The organism is Pseudomonas sp. Tun-23181, from assembly GCF_057415455.1.
Genome location: NZ_CM171630.1, coordinates 4,761,700 through 4,774,864, shown reverse-complemented (window position 1 = coordinate 4,774,864; position 13,165 = coordinate 4,761,700). Strand labels below are relative to the sequence as shown.

General features: G+C 66.5%; 10 protein-coding genes. 3 read left to right on the top strand and 7 right to left on the bottom strand.

Annotation, left to right across the window (positions count from 1 at the left end; translation table 11 throughout):
* Window position 1: 1 nt before the first annotated feature.
* The 7 genes from ACDI39_RS22545 to mreB all read right to left on the bottom strand — a co-directional run bounded on the left by ACDI39_RS22545 (window position 2) and on the right by mreB (window position 9,665).
* Complete coding sequence (locus tag ACDI39_RS22545; RefSeq protein WP_253081371.1) at window positions 2-853, bottom strand: carbon-nitrogen hydrolase family protein; 852 nt, start codon at window positions 851-853, stop codon at window positions 2-4.
* Entirely contained in the window at window positions 850-4,671 is a 3,822-nt protein-coding gene (locus ACDI39_RS22540; RefSeq protein ID WP_253081372.1) for a YhdP family protein, read from the bottom strand. Before ACDI39_RS22540 ends, ACDI39_RS22545 begins: the two co-directional genes overlap by 4 nt.
* Window positions 4,672-4,753: 82 nt before the next feature.
* A complete protein-coding gene (gene rng, locus ACDI39_RS22535) occupies window positions 4,754-6,211 on the bottom strand; it encodes a ribonuclease G (RefSeq protein WP_225787160.1) in 1,458 nt (485 codons plus the stop codon).
* A 54-nt stretch (window positions 6,212-6,265) separates the two neighbouring features.
* Window positions 6,266-6,865: a Maf family protein gene (locus tag ACDI39_RS22530; protein WP_225787159.1), complete on the bottom strand. Its 600-nt coding sequence runs from the start codon at window positions 6,863-6,865 to the stop codon at window positions 6,266-6,268.
* A 34-nt stretch (window positions 6,866-6,899) separates the two neighbouring features.
* Entirely contained in the window at window positions 6,900-7,388 is a 489-nt protein-coding gene (gene mreD / locus ACDI39_RS22525; RefSeq protein WP_225787456.1) for a rod shape-determining protein MreD, read from the bottom strand.
* Window positions 7,388-8,398, bottom strand: coding sequence for a rod shape-determining protein MreC (gene mreC, locus ACDI39_RS22520; RefSeq protein WP_410045792.1), 1,011 nt, complete (start codon window positions 8,396-8,398; stop codon window positions 7,388-7,390). Before mreC ends, mreD begins: the two co-directional genes overlap by 1 nt.
* A gap of 229 nt (window positions 8,399-8,627) precedes the next feature.
* Complete coding sequence (mreB, locus tag ACDI39_RS22515) at window positions 8,628-9,665, bottom strand: rod shape-determining protein MreB (RefSeq protein ID WP_003255163.1); 1,038 nt, start codon at window positions 9,663-9,665, stop codon at window positions 8,628-8,630.
* A 201-nt stretch (window positions 9,666-9,866) separates the two neighbouring features.
* Here mreB and gatC point away from each other — a divergent pair, with 201 nt between their 5' ends.
* Genes gatC through gatB form a run of 3 tightly spaced genes read left to right on the top strand, consistent with a single transcriptional unit; the run spans window position 9,867 to window position 13,078 of the window.
* Window positions 9,867-10,154 (top strand): Asp-tRNA(Asn)/Glu-tRNA(Gln) amidotransferase subunit GatC, encoded by a 288-nt coding sequence (gene gatC / locus ACDI39_RS22510; protein ID WP_225788658.1) that lies wholly within the window; start codon window positions 9,867-9,869, stop codon window positions 10,152-10,154.
* A gap of 15 nt (window positions 10,155-10,169) precedes the next feature.
* Window positions 10,170-11,621: an Asp-tRNA(Asn)/Glu-tRNA(Gln) amidotransferase subunit GatA gene (gene gatA, locus ACDI39_RS22505; RefSeq protein WP_225788657.1), complete on the top strand. Its 1,452-nt coding sequence runs from the start codon at window positions 10,170-10,172 to the stop codon at window positions 11,619-11,621.
* A gap of 11 nt (window positions 11,622-11,632) precedes the next feature.
* Window positions 11,633-13,078 carry an Asp-tRNA(Asn)/Glu-tRNA(Gln) amidotransferase subunit GatB gene (gatB, locus tag ACDI39_RS22500; RefSeq protein WP_253081373.1) on the top strand — a complete coding sequence of 482 codons (1,446 nt, stop codon included), beginning with the start codon at window positions 11,633-11,635 and terminating at the stop codon, window positions 13,076-13,078.
* Window positions 13,079-13,165 lie beyond the last annotated feature (87 nt).

Genomic DNA, 13,165 nt, shown 5'->3' with positions numbered 1-13,165 from the left:
GTCACTCCGAGGTGTGCGCAGGCCGCAAGGCGTCCTGCGAGAAAAAGCGCCGGTGCAAGGCGACCGGCATTCGCGCCCGTATGGACGCCTGTTCATCGATATCGCGCTCGGCCAGCAAAACGCCTTCGCCGCGCGCCTGTTCGGCGACGATCCGCCCCCAAGGGTCGATGATCGCCGCATGGCCGTGGGTTTCCCGCGGCCCTGGATGGGTGCCGCCCTGGGCCGCGGCCAGCAGGTAGCACTGAGTTTCGATGGCCCGGGCGCGGATCAGCACCTCCCAGTGGGCCGCGCCGGTCACCGCGGTGAAGGCCGAGGGCGCACTGATCAGCTCTGCCCCGGCAGCGCGCAGGGCGCTGTACAGCTCGGGGAAACGCAGGTCGTAGCACACCGAGAGGCCCAGACGCCCCACCGGGGTGTCGGCGACGACCACCTGGCCGCCATGGGCATAGTCGTCGGACTCCCGGTAACGGCCACGGCTGTCCGCGACATCCACGTCGAACAGGTGCAGCTTGTCGTAGCGCGCCGCCAGCTCGCCATGCTCGTCGACCAGCAGCGAGCAGGCGTGGGCCTTGGCATCGGGCTGGCCGACCGGCGGTAACGGCAGGGTACCGGCGACAATCCATAACCTGAGGTCGCGAGCCGTGCGTTTCAACCATGGCAGGATCGGCCCCTCGCCCATGGCCTCGGCCCGGCCTATCGCGGCCGCATCGCGCCGGCCCATGGCGACGAAGTTCTCCGGCAGCACTGCCAACCTAGCGCCGCCGAAGGCAGCCTGCTCCAGCAGGGCCGTGGCACGTTGCAGGTTGGCCAGCACATCGTCCTGGCTGACCATCTGGATGACCGCTGACTTCATTGACGTTTCTCGAAAGGTTTCACAAATGTGATTCTAGGCTCTTTCCATGGGCCCTCGATGCGGTAGTGCACGCTGGCGAAGCGGGCCACGCGATCGCCGATCAGGCGGTCGACCAGAAACAGCGCGCCACCGACTGCCGGCGCCCCGACGATCAGTGCGGCCAGGGGCAGGTTATTGGTCACCGGCAGGGTCACCTGCAGGTTGGCATCGACCCGGTCGCGGACCATGTCCAGGGTGCCGTCGAGTTCGAAATTGCTCGATGGCCCGGTGATGGTGATCGGCTCACGGGTCACGTAGACCCCATTGCTGGCCACCAGCAGGCCCTTGAGCCGATCGTAGGCCAGGCCCTTGTCGAACAGGTCGGAGAAGTCCAGGCGCAGGCGGCGGCCGATGGAGTTGAAATTGAGCAGGCCGAACACCCGCAGGGCCTGGGCACTGCCCTCCACCTCTATGAACTGGCCACTACGCAGGGCCGCGTCGAGGCTGCCGGAGAAGCGCTGGAGACCGACCCAGGCTGGCGAGCCCGGCCAGCGGCCATCCACGTCGAGGCGGAAGTCACGGCTGGTGACGGTCGGGGCAAAGCCCCAGCCCTTGAGCACCTCGGCAAGGTTCTTGCCCTCCAGGCGCCCCTTGTACCAGCTGGCGCTACGCCCCGGCTCGCCCTCCCAGCCACCGCTACCGCCGATGCGCAGGCCCTTGAGGTCGAGGTCGATATCGTTCAGCGAAACGCCACGCGCGGTCGGCCGCAGCTTCACCGCTGCGCGGCCGTACAGGTCGTCGCCGCGGAACAACTTGTCGATGGTCAGGTCGAGGGACGGCGCCTTGCGCGGATCGAAGGAAGCCAATGGGTCAGGCGCATCCTCGGCCTGGACCTGGGCCGGGTTGGCCGCGGGCAGGCGCAGGGTCTGCAGGCGCACGCTCATGGGCGCGGCCTTGGCATCCGGGATGCGGGCATTGCCGATGACCTCCCGGCTGTCCAGCCGCAGGTCCCAGGCCGCGCTGCCCCGGGCCAGGCGAACCACAGCCTGGTTCAGGTCCAGGCCGAAGGCCTTCAGTTGACCGATGCTCAGGTCGACACCCAGCAGGTTCTGTCGGGCATTGTCACCCGGCGCCTGGCCGGCGAAGCGCTCCAGTTGCTGCTGCCAGGGCGCCACGTCCAGGCTTTCGAGCCGGCCACGCACGCGCAGGCCCTGGCCGGGGGGCAGCAGCGCATTGCCGCTGCCGAGCAACAGTTCGCCACGGCCCTGGGCCAGCTTGTCGGCCGGCGCGGCATAGGCCAGACGGGCCAGGTCGGCATAACCGGCGTCGAAGCGTCGCTCCTCGCCCTGCAGGGTCATGCTGAAGCGGCTGTCACGGGTGTCCGCCGCAGCCTTGCCGAACGGTGCCGGCAGGTCGATGGCCAGGCCCTTGAGCGTGGAGTTGACCGTCAACCGGTTGTCGCGGGCGCCAAGGCTCAGTTGCAAGCGGTATGGCAGGTCACCCGAGGCCGGCAGCGGCTGCCCGAACTGCAACCAGTCGGTCAACGTCTTGAGCGCCACCTGGCCGCTGGCATCGATACGGGTCTGCATCTGACCGGGCCGGCCTTCGGCGACGATCTGCGCGGTGACCGGCTTGCCGAATGCCTGCAGGCTGATGCCCTTGCCACTCAGGCCCTTGTCCAGGTCGAAGCTGAAGTCGCCCTTCAGACGGCTCAGTTCCAGGGTCGGCGGCGCCACCTTGAGGCGGGCATTGGCGGTGGCGAAGTCCACCCGCACCTTGGGATGCAGGCCATGGGCCAGGGGAATGTCGAGCTTGACCTTGCCCTTGAGCGGCCCCTCGCCTTCCCAACCGGCGAAGATCTCGCCGGTACCGATCGGCGCTTGCTGGAGGATCTTCAGGCCATCGCCCAGATGGCCATCGAAGTCGCCCTCCAGGTACAGGTGGCTGTGCTGGTCGCCTTCGACATGGGGGATGTCGACGCTGACGTCGCTGACCTGGGTGTCGAGCAGCAAGCCACGCTTGGCCTTGATGCGCACGCCGCTGTCCTCGATGTAGACATCGCCATCGACCTGCTGCACCTGCGGCCAGCCAGGCTGGAAGTCCAGTGACGCATCGCGCACCTTGAAGAACAGGCTGATGCTGCGCGCCTGCGGCGGCGCACCATGGTTCAGCGAACCCTGGTACTGGAAGTAGCCTTCGTCGACGGTGCCCTTGACGATAGCGCTGCGCAGCCACTCGTCGACCGCCGGGCTGAGCACCTCGGGCAGGTACTTGGCGGTGTAGCGCCCGTCGCCTTCGGTCAGGCCCACGCGCAGGTCCATGTAGTCCTCGCGCCCTTCCTCGAACAGTAGGCGGATGAGGAAGTCGGCGGCAATCTTGCCCTCCTCCCCCAGCACCTTGATATACGGCGCAACCAGGGTGAAGCCGTCCTTGTCCAGTTGCCAGGTGAGCCGGGCGTTGGCCTTCTGGTAGTGCCAGGGTTTGGCGAAGATCGGGTACAGGTGCAGCATGAAGGCGTCGCTATCCAAGCGCAGCTCGCCGTGTCCGAGGTCGCCGCTGATGCTGCCGTTCACGTTGCCGGCCGCCGGCGCCCCGTGATAGGCGTCGAAACCGACCTTCTCCAGGTTGGCGGCGAAGCTCAGACGCTGGTCGCCCTCGGCCTTGGGGCGGATGTCCAGGCGCACGTTGCGCAGGGCACCGGTCACCTTGAGGGCATCGACCACGGTCATGACGTTGTCCGGCAACGGTGCCAGGGCGTCGACCAGCGGTGTCAGCGGCGTCAGGTCGAGGCGATCGGCCTGGACCTGCCAGTTTTCCTGGCTCGGATCAGTGCCTGACCGTTGTTGCAGTTGCAGGTGGGTTTCCCAGCGGGTCTCGCCGATGCTGGCCGCGAGCGAGTCCACGGTGACGTCGAAGCCGTCCTTGCCCCGCCGAAGCCAGGCGTTCAGGGCAAGGTTGTCGAGGGTGACGGCCTTACGCCCGACGTGGGCGCCCTGCAACTGCGGTGCATTGAGGCGGGCCACCGCGCGCTGCAGTTGTCCTTTGTTCCAATCGATCCAGAACTCGCCACCGGCGCGCAGCGTCGTGGCCTGCCACGGCCCCAGCAGGCGCGGCGGCAACCAGCGGGCCCAGTCGCTTTGCGGCAGGCTCAGGTAGGCCTCGAGCCGACTGTCGCGCCAGTTGCCGGGTACGGCACGACCACGCAGGCTGGCGGCCAGGGGCTGGCCATCGGGCAGAGTGGCCCGCAGGTCCAGCACCTGGCGCGAGGCGCCGGCGCGCAAGCCCGCACTGACGTAGGTGAGGGTCAAGGGGTCGCGTTGCCAAGGGTGGAGGGTGACCTGGCTGTCGAACACATCGATGCGGCCCAGTTGCCCCAGGCTGCGCAGGACCTGCGCCGGATCCGTCGGGGTGTCATCCTTGCGTGGCAGGCCTTCGAGCACCCAGGCGCCCTGTTCGTCCTCGCGCAGGATCAGTTGCAGGCCGCCGAGCTGGACGTTCGCCAGGCGCAGCTCGCGCGCCTTGAGGCTGGCCCACAGGTCCGGCACCACCTTGACGTCGTCCAGGCGCAAGGCCGCGGCGTCCTCGCCCAGTTGCAGGTCACGTACCTGCAACACTGGCGCCAGGCCGCTCCAACGACCTTCCAGGGCACCGATATGTACCGGCAGGCCCAGGGCCTGCTCGGCCTTGATCTCGGCGTCGGCACGGTACTCGGCCACCAGGGGGGTCAATTGCCGGCCGAGGCTGACATACAGCGCCACCAGCACCGCGAACAGGGCGCAGAGCCCCAGCCCCCAACGGGTCAAGGCGATCAGAACGCGGGTCAGACGTCCCATGGCCATGGCCCTCCAAGTCGTGCCTTAACTATGGCTCGGTGCCGTGGCTTTGCCAGTGCGTCCGAGCGCCGTGGGTGTTCATAACGCGTCAGAGCAACACCACATCGTACTGTTCCTGGGAATACATGGACTCCACCTGGAAACGGATGGTTCGGCCAATGAAAGCCTCGAGCTCCGCGACGTTGCCAGATTCCTCGTCGAGCAGGCGATCGACCACCTTCTGGTTGGCCAGCACCCGGTAACCCTCGGCCTGGTAGGCCCGGGCCTCACGGAGGATCTCGCGGAAGATCTCGTAGCACACGGTCTCGGGTGTCTTCAGCTTGCCACGCCCCTGGCAGGCGATGCAGGGCTCGCAGAGCACCTGCTCGAGGCTCTCGCGGGTGCGCTTGCGGGTCATCTGTACCAGGCCCAACTCGGTGATGCCGATGATGTTGGTCTTGGCATGGTCGCGCTCGAGCTGCTTCTCCAGGGTCCGCAGGACCTGGCGCTGGTGCTCTTCGTCCTCCATGTCGATGAAGTCGATGATGATGATCCCGCCGATATTGCGCAGGCGCAGTTGCCGGGCGATGGCGGTGGCCGCCTCGAGGTTGGTCTTGAAGATGGTTTCCTCGAGGTTGCGGTGGCCGACGAAGGCGCCGGTGTTGACGTCGATGGTGGTCATCGCCTCGGCCGGGTCGACCACCAGGTAGCCGCCGGACTTGAGCGGCACCTTGCGTTCCAGGGCACGCTGGATCTCGTCCTCGACGCCATAGAGGTCGAAGATGGGCCGCTCGCCCGGGTAGTGTTCCAGGCGGTCGGCGATCTCAGGCATCAGCTCGCCGACGAATTGCGTGGTTTTCTGGAAGGTTTCCCGGGAGTCGATGCGGATCTTCTCGATCTTCGGGTTGACCAGGTCGCGCAGGGTACGCAAGGCCAGGCCCAGGTCCTCGTAGATCACCAACGGCGCACCGCAGGTCTTGATCTGGCTGCCGATCTGCTCCCACAGGCGGCGCAGGTAGCGGATATCCTGGAGAATCTCTTCGGCGCGGGCGCCCTCGGCGGCAGTGCGCAGGATGAAGCCGCCGGCATCGCGGATATCCTCCTGCTCCATGCAGTCGCTGACCACCTGTTTGAGGCGATCGCGCTCGGCTTCGTCCTCGATCTTCAGGGAGATACCGACATGACTGCTGCGCGGCATGTACACCAGGTAGCGCGACGGGATCGATAGCTGGGTGGTCAGGCGTGCGCCCTTGGTGCCGATCGGGTCCTTGGTCACCTGCACCACCAGGGCCTGGCCCTCGTGGACCAGCGCGGTGATGGTCTCCACCGCCGAACCTTCGCGCTGGGAGATCTCCGATGCGTGGATGAAGGCGGCGCGCTCCAGGCCGATGTCGACGAAGGCCGCCTGCATGCCCGGCAGCACCCGCACCACCTTGCCCTTGTAGATGTTGCCGACGATGCCGCGGCGCTGGGTGCGTTCGACATGCACCTCCTGCAGCACGCCGTTTTCCACCACTGCCACGCGTGACTCCATCGGGGTGATGTTGATCAGGATCTCTTCACTCATGGCAGGCTCTCGTCAAAGGTCTCAGGTAATGATGGATCGCTGGCGGATAGCTGGCTAGCGCGGTGCTGAATCCTCATGTTGCTGCCAGCAGGCGATGGCGAATTGCGCCAGCAGGTCGGCCGTCTCGCTCAAGGGCAGACCGACCACCGCCGAATAGCTGCCGACGAGGCTCGTGACGAAGACCGCCCCCAGCCCCTGGATGGCGTAGCCACCGGCCTTGTCCAGCGGCTCGCCAGTGGCCCAGTAGCGCTCGGCCTCCTGCGCACCGATGGCACGCATGCGCACGTTGCTCGCCACACAGGCGCTCAGGCAACGCTGGTCATCGCTCAGGGCGACGGCGGTGAGTACCTGGTGTTCACGATTGGAAAGCTCGGCCAGCATGGCCAAGGCGTGTTCGCGATCTTGCGGCTTGCCAAGGATGCGACCATCGAGCACCACGGCGGTGTCGGCGCCCAGCACCACCCCTGGCCCGCTTACCTGGGCCAGCCCGGCTGCGGCCTTGGCCCGGGCCAGGCGCTCGACGTACTCGGCCGCGCCTTCGCCAGGCCGCGGGGTCTCGTCGATGGGTGCACTGACGGTGGTGAACGGCACGCCGATCTGGGTCAGCAGTTCACGACGGCGCGGCGAGCCAGAGGCCAGATACAGCGGAATCATGTCGACATCTCCCTGTCAGCGGCGATGATGGCCGTCAGTTGATGTGCAGGCGGCGGCGCAGATCGCGCAGGGCGAAGCTGATCCATGGCCAGAGCAACGCGCTGATCACCGCCGACCAGACCAGCGCCAGGGTCGGCAAGCGATTGCCGGTCAGGGCGCTGAGCCACAGCTGGATCAGTTGGGCGATACCGAAGATCACCAGGATCACCAGGCTCTGCTGCCACATGGGGAACATACGCAGGCGCTGTTGCAGCGACAGCACCAGGAAGGTGATCAGGGTCAGGATCAGGGCGTTCTGACCCAGCAAGGTGCCATACAGGACGTCCTCGGCCAGGCCCAGGACGAAGGCCGTGGTCATGCCGACCTTGTGCGGCACCGCCAGGGCCCAGAAGGACACCAGCAAGGCCAGCCACATGGGCCGGAACACTTCCATGAACTGGGGCATGGGCGACACGCTGAGCAACAGGCCGATCACGAAGGTCAGCCAGATGGCCCAGCCGTTCTTGCTGCGCGAACCTGCCATCATTCTCTCCCGGGGGTATTCGGCGCCGCGGGGGCCGCTGCCGGGCTGACAGGGGCCGCGCCTGGGGCGGCGGGGGCGGGGGTTGCCGGCGCGGCGGGTACGGCGCCCGGCGTGGTGGCGGACGGGGCAGGCGTGCCCTGCCCACCGTCGCCCGTGGCCTGGCCGTTGCCTGCCGCATCCTTGCGGTCAGCCTCTTCCTGGGCGATCGCCGCCTCCGTGGCACGCTGTTCCGGCGAACGCCGGTCGCTGAATACCAGCAGCATGTAGCGGCTACGGTTGAGCGCTGCGGTGGGAATGGCGCGGACGATGGCGAACGGCTGGCCGGAGTCGTGGATCACCTCGTTGACCGTGGCCACCGGGTAGCCGGCCGGGAAGCGCTGGCCCATGCCGGAGCTGACCAGCAGGTCGCCTTCCTTGATATCGGCGGTGTCGGCCACATGACGCAGCTCCAGGCGCTCCGGGTTGCCGGTGCCGCTGGCGATGGCGCGCAAACCGTTGCGGTTGACCTGCACCGGGATGCTATGGGTGGTATCGGTCAGCAGCAGCACCCGCGAAGTGTAGGGCATCAGCTCGACCACCTGGCCCATCAGGCCACGGGCGTCGAGTACCGGCTGGCCGAGGAACACGCCGTCGCGCTCGCCCTTGTTGATCAGGATGCGATGGGTGAAGGGGTTGGGGTCGACACCGATCAGCTCGGCCACCTCCACCTTCTCGTTGACCAGCGCCGAGGAGTTGAGCAGCTCGCGCAGGCGCACGTTCTGCTCGGTCAGGGCCGCCAGCTTCTGCAGGCGCCCCTGCAGCAGCAGGGCCTCGGTCTTGAGTTTCTCGTTCTCGGCGATCAGTTCGGTGCGGCTGCCGAACTGGCTGGCCACGCCCTGAAACAGGCGTTGCGGCAGGTCGGTGACCCAATAGGACTCCATCAGCACCAGCCCCATCTGGCTGCGCACCGGTTTGAGCACGGCAAAGCGCGAGTCGACCACCATCAGCGCGACCGACAGCACCACCAGCACGAGCAGACGAACGCCCAGCGAAGGGCCCTTGGAGAAAAGCGGTTTAATGGGCCGTTCCTCGTGGACGACGTTTCAGGAGGTCATTGGACATGGGGCAATGCACCGGCCTGCTTGCGGGTTGACGGAAACGACGCCCGGACGGACGCCAGCCCAGCACATACAGGTAGCACTGCGGGTGCTACCTGTAAACCGGGCGTTGACACTGCCAGGTGACGGACAGCGCCTGGGCTCACTCGCTGGAGAGCAGGTCCATGGCGTGCTTGTCCATCATTTCCAGCGCACGGCCACCGCCACGGGCGACGCAGGTCAGCGGGTCTTCGGCGACGATCACCGGCAGGCCGGTTTCCTGGGCCAGCAGCTTGTCCAGGTCGCGCAACAGGGCGCCACCACCGGTCAGCACCAGGCCGCGCTCGGCGATGTCCGAGGCCAGCTCGGGCGGCGACTGCTCCAGGGCGCTCTTGACCGCCTGGACGATGGTCGCCAGCGACTCCTGCAAGGCCTCGAGCACTTCGTTGGAGTTGAGGGTGAAGGCACGCGGCACGCCTTCGGCCAGGTTGCGGCCACGCACGTCGACTTCGCGGACTTCGCCGCCCGGGTAGGCGGTGCCGATTTCCTGCTTGATGCGCTCGGCGGTGGACTCGCCGATCAGGCTGCCGTAGTTGCGGCGCACGTAGGTGACGATGGCTTCGTCGAAACGATCGCCGCCGACCCGCACGGACTCGGCGTAGACGACGCCGTTCAGGGAAATCAGGGCGATCTCGGTGGTACCGCCACCGATGTCGACGACCATCGAGCCGCGGGCCTCTTCAACGGGCAGGCCGGCACCGATGGCGGCGGCCATCGGCTCTTCGATCAGGAACACTTCACGGGCACCGGCACCCAGGGCCGACTCGCGAATGGCGCGGCGCTCGACCTGGGTCGACTTGCACGGTACGCAGATCAGCACGCGTGGGCTGGGCTGCAGGAAGCTGTTCTCGTGGACCTTGTTGATGAAGTACTGCAACATTTTTTCACAAACGCTGAAATCGGCGATCACGCCATCCTTCATCGGACGAATGGCGGCAATGTTGCCGGGCGTGCGACCCAGCATGCGCTTGGCCTCGGTACCGACTGCGACGACGCTTTTCTGGTTGCCGTGGGTACGGATGGCAACGACCGAGGGCTCATTCAGGACGATACCGCGCTCACGCACGTAAATAAGGGTGTTGGCAGTCCCCAGGTCGATGGACAGATCGCTGGAAAACATGCCACGCAGTTTCTTGAACATGGGAAAGTGACCCTAGGCAAAGCGTGGGTAAAAAAGTGCGGCAAACTCTAACAATGGCAGGGATTTTGGGCAAGGAGCCAATATGTTAAATTGGCAGTTTTTCCGAGCACGCCAGCAGATGATCGCGGCCGTATGACCGCCAGAATGCCGGCATGTTCCTCATCGCGGACCCCATCCGTTCCGTTTCTCCTGGAGATCCCCATGGCGCTTCAACGCTGCGACGTGGAAAAGATCGCCCATCTGGCCCGCCTGGGCCTGAATGAAGGCGAACTGCCACGCATTACCGATGCCTTGAACAGTATTCTCGGGCTGGTCGACCAGATGCAAGCTGTCGACACCAGCGGTATCGAACCCCTGGCCCACCCCCTGGAGGCCAGCCAGCGCCTGCGCCCCGACCAGGTCACCGAAAGCAACCAGCGCGATGCCTACCAGGCCATCGCCCCGGCGACCGAGAACGGTCTGTACCTGGTTCCGAAAGTCATCGAGTAAGGGATAGAGCCTGCCATGCATCAATTGACCCTGGCCGAGATCGCCCGCGGACTCGCCGACAAGTCGTTTTCCTCCGAAGAGCTGACCGCCGCCCTGCTGGCGCGCATCCAGCAACTCGACCCGCAGATCAACAGCTTCATCAGCGTCACCGAGGAGCTGGCCCTGCAACAGGCCCGTGCCGCCGACGCCCGCCGCGCCGCCGGCGAGGGCGGCGCCCTGCTCGGTGCGCCGATCGCCCACAAGGACCTGTTCTGCACCCAAGGCATCCGCACCAGCTGCGCCTCGAAGATGCTCGACAACTTCAAGGCGCCCTATGACGCCACCGTGGTCGCCAAGCTGGCCGAAGCCGGCATGGTCACCCTGGGCAAGACCAACATGGACGAGTTCGCGATGGGCTCGGCCAACGAGTCCAGCCATTACGGCGCGGTGAAGAACCCGTGGAACCTCGAGCACGTTCCTGGCGGCTCGTCGGGCGGCTCGGCTGCCGCCGTGGCCGCGCGCCTGTTGCCGGCCGCCACCGGCACCGATACCGGCGGCTCGATCCGCCAGCCGGCGGCCCTGACCAACCTCACCGGCCTCAAACCGACCTACGGCCGCGTCTCGCGCTGGGGCATGATCGCCTACGCCTCGAGCCTCGACCAGGGCGGCCCGATGGCGCGCACCGCCGAGGACTGCGCCCTGCTGCTGCAAGGCATGGCCGGCTTCGATGCCAAGGACTCCACCAGCATCGACGAGCCGGTACCGGACTACAGCGCCGCGCTGAACGGCTCGCTGGAAGGCCTGCGCATCGGCCTGCCGAAGGAATACTTCGGCGCCGGCCTCGACTCGCGCATCGCCGACCTGGTCCAGGCCAGCGTCAAGGAGCTGGAAAAGCTCGGCGCGGTGGTGAAGGAAATCAGCCTGCCGAACATGCAGCACGCCATCCCGGCCTACTACGTGATCGCCCCGGCAGAGGCTTCCTCCAACCTGTCACGCTTCGACGGCGTACGCTTCGGCTATCGCTGCGAGGCGCCCAAGGACCTCACCGACCTGTACAAGCGCTCGCGTGGCGAAGGCTTCGGCGCCGAGGTGCAGCGGCGCATCATGGTCGGCACCTATGCCCTGTCGGCTGGCTACTATGACGCCTACTACCTCAAGGCGCAGCAGATCCGCCGCCTGATCAAGAACGACTTCATGGCCGCCTTCGAAGAGGTCGACCTGATCCTTGGCCCGACCACGCCGAACCCAGCCTGGAAGCTCGGCGCCAAGAGCAGCGATCCGGTCGCCGCCTACCTCGAGGACGTCTACACCATCACCGCCAACCTGGCGGGCCTGCCGGGCCTGTCGATGCCCGCCGGCTTCGTCGATGGCCTGCCGGTGGGCGTGCAGTTGCTGGCCCCGTACTTCCAGGAAGGCCGCCTGCTCAACGTCGCGCACCGCTACCAGCAAGTCACCGACTGGCACACCCGCGCCCCCAACGGCTTCTGAGGAATTCACACATGCAATGGGAAGTTGTGATCGGGCTGGAGATTCATACCCAGCTCGCCACCCAGTCGAAGATCTTCTCCGGCAGCGCCACCACCTTCGGCTCCGAGCCGAACACCCAGGCCAGCCTGGTCGACCTGGGGATGCCCGGCGTGCTGCCGGTGCTCAACCAGGAAGCCGTGCGCATGGCCTGCATGTTCGGCCTGGCGATCAATGCCCAGATCGGCAAGCGCAACGTGTTCGCGCGCAAGAACTACTTCTACCCCGACTTGCCCAAGGGCTATCAGATCAGCCAGATGGACCTGCCGATCGTCGGCAAGGGCTACCTGGACATCGCCCTGGAGGACGGCACCATCAAGCGCGTCGGCATCACCCGCGCGCACCTGGAGGAAGACGCCGGCAAGAGCCTGCATGAAGACTTCAGCGGCTCCACCGGCATCGACCTGAACCGCGCCGGCACCCCGCTGCTGGAGATCGTGTCCGAGCCGGACATGCGCAGCGCCAAGGAGGCCGTGGCCTACGTCAAGGCGATCCACGCCCTGGTGCGCTACCTCGGGATCTGCGACGGCAACATGGCCGAGGGCTCGCTGCGCTGCGACTGCAACGTCTCGGTACGCCCCAAGGGCCAGGCCGAGTTCGGTACCCGCTGCGAGATCAAGAACGTCAACTCGTTCCGCTTCATCGAGAAAGCGATCAACTACGAGATCCAGCGCCAGATCGACCTGATCGAGGACGGCGGCACGGTGGTGCAGGAAACCCGCCTGTACGACCCGAACAAGGACCAGACCCGCTCCATGCGCAGCAAGGAGGAAGCCAACGACTACCGTTACTTCCCCGACCCGGACCTGCTGCCGGTGGTCATCGAGGACAGCTTCCTGGAAACCGTCCGCGCTGGCCTGCCGGAGCTGCCGCAACAGAAGGTCGAGCGCTTCCAGAGCCAGTACGGCCTGTCGGCCTACGATGCCAACGTGCTGGCGGCCAGCCGCGAGCAGGCCGACTACTTCGAGAAGGTCGCCAGCATCGGCGGCGACGCCAAGCTGGCCGCCAACTGGGTGATGGTCGAGCTGGGCAGCCTGCTCAACAAGCTGGGCGTGGAGATCGACCAGGCGCCGGTCAGCGCCGAGCAGCTCGGCGGCATGCTGCTGCGCATCCGCGACAACACCATCAGCGGCAAGATCGCCAAGACCGTGTTCGAGGCCATGGCCGCCGGTGAAGGCGACGCCGACAGCATCATCGAGAGCCGCGGCCTCAAGCAGGTCACCGATACCGGCGCGATCGACAAGATGCTCGACGAAGTGCTCGCCGCCAACGCCGAGCAGGTCGAACAGTACCGCGCCGCCGACGAGGCCAAGCGCGGCAAGATGTTCGGCTTCTTCGTCGGCCAGGCGATGAAGGCCTCCAAGGGCAAGGCCAACCCGGGGCAAGTGAACCAATTGCTCAAGGCCAAGCTCGAAGGGTAATCGTTTTACCCCTGTAGCCCGACGAGGGCCCCGCCCTCGTTCACGGGACGAGCCCGCTCCCACAGGTTCCCCGCCCCCTGGGCCTTT